Raw genomic sequence first — 4,190 nt, forward strand, 5'->3', positions numbered from 1 at the left:
TAGAAAAACACCCCTAACATTAGATTTTTAAGTCTAACATTTGGGGTGCACTACATGTCGGTGTCCTTTTTTAATGTCTTTTATTGCGCAATCTTTTTTTGAATTTTTTAAATTGTGGTAAAAGTTTGGTCCAAGCAAAGTAACCAATGGGATCAATCACGTAATCAAATTCTCCAATAAATTCGGTAAATTCTCCACCAAATCCTTTTTTAAATCGATATAGACCATATAATGGATCTGATTCATCTGTTTTCCCACTAATTCCAAAGAAGTCGTAAATTTCATATCCATCTTGTTTAGCGTCTGTTAAAGCTTTCCATTGAATTAAGTAGTTTGGCATGAATTCACGATAAACATTATCACTGGCTCCATATAAATACCATGCTTTATTGCCGAAATAAGTGGTAATAATCCCTGACATTGTAATCCCTGTTGGGTGTTCTTTATACAATTGTTCCACTTCTTTTAATTGTTGGGTAATATTTTGAAGTTTATTTTTTTCGGGTTCTAATTTATTAATTAGTTTTTGACGTTTCTTCTCATTTAATTCTGCATTTTGAAGTTGATTGTTTAATTGTTCGATGGTTGATGTGGTTTGATTTAGTTCCTCCGTTAAATTATTTAAGGCTTGCTCTGTATTAAGCTTAGCTAAGTAGAGTTTGCACATTCCATGAGGGGCTAGTGTGTCATACATTTCTTCAAAATAAGAAAGAGGACGAGTTAAGAATCCATCACGTTCTCCTGTGATACGCATAATTTCTTCAAATTTTGTTAAATCTTCACGTGATCCTTCTACAATTTCGATTCCTTTTTTTTGTGCTACTTTTAAATTGTAGCGTGTTTTTGTATGACAGCCTTGTAATAAGTTTTTTTCTTCTGGTTTTAAATCTAAGCGGAAAGTATATCGAGGTTGAATGCTAGAGTCAAAATCTTGTGTGAAGCCTAAATGTTTATAATTGAGGTTAAGCAAAGATTGAATTAGTGACTCATTTGGGAACGCCCCTTCTGCAATTTCACCATCGATGGTGCGATTAACGTATTTTAGGTCTGGATCGATTTTAAAGAAAATTGCTTTTTTTGATTTTGCGAAGTTTTTCATTCCTTCTGTAAAATCTTTTAATTGTTGTTCATTATTAAAGTCAAGCACAAATCCACGTGGAATATATAAAAATGGACGTTTGATGATAGGTAAAAAACGAATGAGAACTAACGCAGCTGCAACGAGTTCTCCTTGATCGTTTTCAAGTCCCACAGTTTCAAATGACCACTCGGGTGATTTTGATTTAAAAACACCCCACTCATAGGTTTGTAGAAAATGATTTTTAGGATGAGTTGACACAAAGTCATTAAATTTTTTAGCATCAATATTGGTTACAAATTTCATAAAACTCCACCTTCAGTTCAGTGTTTGTCCACCTTTTTATTATCGGTTATTATTATAACATAAAATCATTTTTATGATTTTTTTTTGTTTTATTTACAGAACGTAAAAGATGTTGTATAATATTACTGTTAATCGTAGCGAAGCGGAAGGAGGGTTAGTGGTGGCTAAAACTGTAGTTCGAAAAAACGAATCATTAGATGATGCATTACGTCGTTTTAAGAGAGAAGTATCTAAAGTAGGTACCCTTACTGAAGCTCGTAAACGTGAATATTACGTTAAACCGAGTATCAAACGTAAACAAAAATCAGAAGCAGCACGCAAGTCTGCAATCAAACGTAACAAATACTAATTTTAAATAGGTGATCTCAGTGGCATTACTTGATCAATTAAATGCTGACATGAAAGAAGCAATGAAAGCGAAAGAAAAAGATCGCTTATCAGTTATTCGCATGTTAAAAGCTTCACTTCAAAATGAAGCCATTCATTTAGGTGTTACAGATTTAAATGAAGACCAAGAACTTACTGTTCTTTCACGTGAAGTTAAACAACGCCGTGATTCTTTAAAAGAATTTAAAGAGGCAGCACGTGAAGATTTAGCAGCAAAAATCGAGCAAGAATTAACATACGTGAATGCCTATTTACCGGCGCAACTTACTGAGGAAGAGCTTAAACAAATTATATCTGAAACAGCTAAAATGATTAACGCAGAAAAACCATCTGACATGGGTAAGTTAATGGGTGCCGTTGTTCCTAAAACAAAAGGGCGTACAGACGGTGCTTTAGTTAGTAAATTGGTTAAAGCTTATTTAAGCCAAGAATAAAACACACATAATTGTGTGTTTTTTTATTATTTGCAAATAATAAAAAAAGATTATTAGATTTAATTCTAATAATCTTTTTGTTTTTATTTTTTTGTAGCTTTTAATGGACCTGTCCAAGCTGTTAATCCACCTTCGAGTTGGTAAATTTTCTCGTATCCTTTACCGTAAAGAACTAAAGCAGCACGTTTGCTTACTTTTCCTTTTTCACAATATAAGAAAATAGGTAAATCCTTGCGTAATTTTCCAGGATTACGAGTTAAAATAGCAAAAGGAATGTTACGAGCACCGTTAATATGTCCTTGATCAAATTCTTCTTTCTTACGAAGGTCTATTAACTGTCCCTTACGCATTTGCTCTACAAACTCTGCTTCTGTTAAGTTTACCACACATTTTTTCGATTCACGACGCATAGTAATCCATAATCCAACGATCAATCCTAAAAGAATTGCACTAATAATTAATGGCCAATTCATCCACATAACCTCCTTTATTCGCAACACCTTTTATTTTACAGAATTTCAGATTAAAAATAAAGCCCTTTTAGAGAAGTATCGTCGTATCACGAGAAAAGACGAAAAGAAATAGAAAGATAGAGTGTTTTTTTTTGTTCAATAGCGAGGGTGAAAAAGCTGATTTTAGGTCGAGAATAGGGAAAAATAGCTGTTTATAATAGACAATTTCTCCATTAATCGTTATAATTAAATACGGAAATGATTCTCATACTACTAAGGAGTAGTTTGTATAGTGTTCAAGGAGGATTTTTATGATTTCAAGTAACGATTTTAAAACAGGTATGACTATCGATTATGAAGGAAACTTATTCCAAATTATCGAATTCCAACACGTAAAACCAGGTAAAGGACAAGCCTTCGTACGTTCTAAATTACGTAACTTACGTTCTGGAGCTGTTATTGATAATACATTCAATGCAGGTGAAAAAGTTAAACGTGCACACGTTGAAAAATCAACAATGCAATTCTTATATTCAATGGGAGATGAGTATGTTTTCATGAACAATGAAACATATGAACAAATTGAATTAACGGCTGCTCAATTAGAGCAAGAGAAAAACTTCTTAGTTGATGGAATGGAAGTTAAAGTGATGAGCTACAACGGTGAAATCTTAGGAGTTGAAGTTCCTGAAAAAGTAACATTAGAAGTTGTAGAATGTGAGCCAGGTGTTAAAGGAAACACAGCTTCTAATGCAACTAAGAGTGCAACAGTTTCAACTGGATACTCTTTACAAGTTCCTTTATTCGTTGAAGTTGGAGATAAATTAATCATCAACACAAATGATGGACGTTACGTATCTCGCGGATAATTTCTTTGGAACATTATAAATTTTATCTTGAATAGGATAAAATATTGATATTATTATATTTTAAAGACTTTAAGAGCTTTGGCTTTTAAAGTCTTTTTTGTTCTTTCTCAAAGAGTATTGCATCTATTACAATGAATGACTTTAAGAATAAGCCTTGTGATGAAATGACTAGGTGTTTTTATTTTAGTTGAGTTATGTTTTGAGTTATGAGAATACGTATTAATAGCTCATAAAAGGAGTGAACTGTAGAGGACCCGCCACTCTGAAATTTTATTTTGTACCTCTAAAACAATCTCGTATTTTGTATGGTAGAAAGTATAACCGTTCTTTTCAATAATAAATGTTTTTGAGTAAATGTAAATCGATCATACACACAATCATAACACTGTTCCTTTAAATCTAGATCGATATCAGGGAGTGAGGTTTTGGAAATAACAATATGAGACGTTTTAAAATCATACTTTTTAATTGGAATCAAAAGAATTCCACACTGTTTCTATCATGAGTGGAGGGATAAGGCAAAATTTCTTTTTCAAAAAATTTAGTGAATTCATTTAATTTAACTGTTTCAACATCATATTAAGAAGGGTGAAGTTTTTATTTTTTGATTCCTGAATTATATAATTAAGTCAGACAACTGGTAAACGTATTTAATGGTAATAAA

General features: G+C 32.2%; 5 protein-coding genes. 3 read left to right on the plus strand and 2 right to left on the minus strand.

Annotated features, from left to right (window positions below; all coding sequences use genetic code 11):
- Positions 1 to 70 precede the first annotated feature (70 nt).
- Positions 71 to 1,384 carry a peptidoglycan bridge formation glycyltransferase FemA/FemB family protein gene (locus QWC74_RS10255; protein WP_006783842.1) on the minus strand — a complete coding sequence of 438 codons (1,314 nt, stop codon included), beginning with the start codon at positions 1,382 to 1,384 and terminating at the stop codon, positions 71 to 73.
- Between the two features lie 160 nt (positions 1,385 to 1,544).
- Between QWC74_RS10255 and rpsU the strand changes: the two genes are divergently transcribed.
- Both rpsU and QWC74_RS10265 read left to right on the plus strand, forming a co-directional pair.
- Positions 1,545 to 1,733, plus strand: a complete 189-nt coding sequence (rpsU, locus tag QWC74_RS10260) for a 30S ribosomal protein S21 (RefSeq protein WP_039931013.1) — start codon at positions 1,545 to 1,547, stop codon at positions 1,731 to 1,733.
- Between the two features lie 19 nt (positions 1,734 to 1,752).
- Positions 1,753 to 2,205: a GatB/YqeY domain-containing protein gene (locus tag QWC74_RS10265; RefSeq protein ID WP_006783844.1), complete on the plus strand. Its 453-nt coding sequence runs from the start codon at positions 1,753 to 1,755 to the stop codon at positions 2,203 to 2,205.
- 83 nt (positions 2,206 to 2,288) lie between these two features.
- Here the strand turns inward: QWC74_RS10265 and QWC74_RS10270 are convergent, their stop codons facing one another.
- Positions 2,289 to 2,678, minus strand: coding sequence for a rhodanese-like domain-containing protein (locus QWC74_RS10270; RefSeq protein WP_006783845.1), 390 nt, complete (start codon positions 2,676 to 2,678; stop codon positions 2,289 to 2,291).
- 290 nt (positions 2,679 to 2,968) lie between these two features.
- Between QWC74_RS10270 and efp the strand changes: the two genes are divergently transcribed.
- Positions 2,969 to 3,526: an elongation factor P gene (gene efp, locus QWC74_RS10275; RefSeq protein WP_006783846.1), complete on the plus strand. Its 558-nt coding sequence runs from the start codon at positions 2,969 to 2,971 to the stop codon at positions 3,524 to 3,526.
- Positions 3,527 to 4,190 lie beyond the last annotated feature (664 nt).

This window comes from uncultured Turicibacter sp. (genome assembly GCF_938044715.1).
GTDB lineage: Bacteria > Bacillota_I > Bacilli_A > MOL361 > Turicibacteraceae > Turicibacter > Turicibacter sanguinis.

Excerpts from the sequence above, each read along its gene's own strand:
- QWC74_RS10255 (WP_006783842.1), bottom strand. The coding sequence starts at position 1,384 with ATGAAATTTGTAACCAATATTGATGCTAAAAAATTTAATGACTTTGTG.
- QWC74_RS10270 (WP_006783845.1), bottom strand. The coding sequence starts at position 2,678 with ATGAATTGGCCATTAATTATTAGTGCAATTCTTTTAGGATTGATCGTT.
- efp (WP_006783846.1), top strand. The coding sequence starts at position 2,969 with ATGATTTCAAGTAACGATTTTAAAACAGGTATGACTATCGATTATGAA.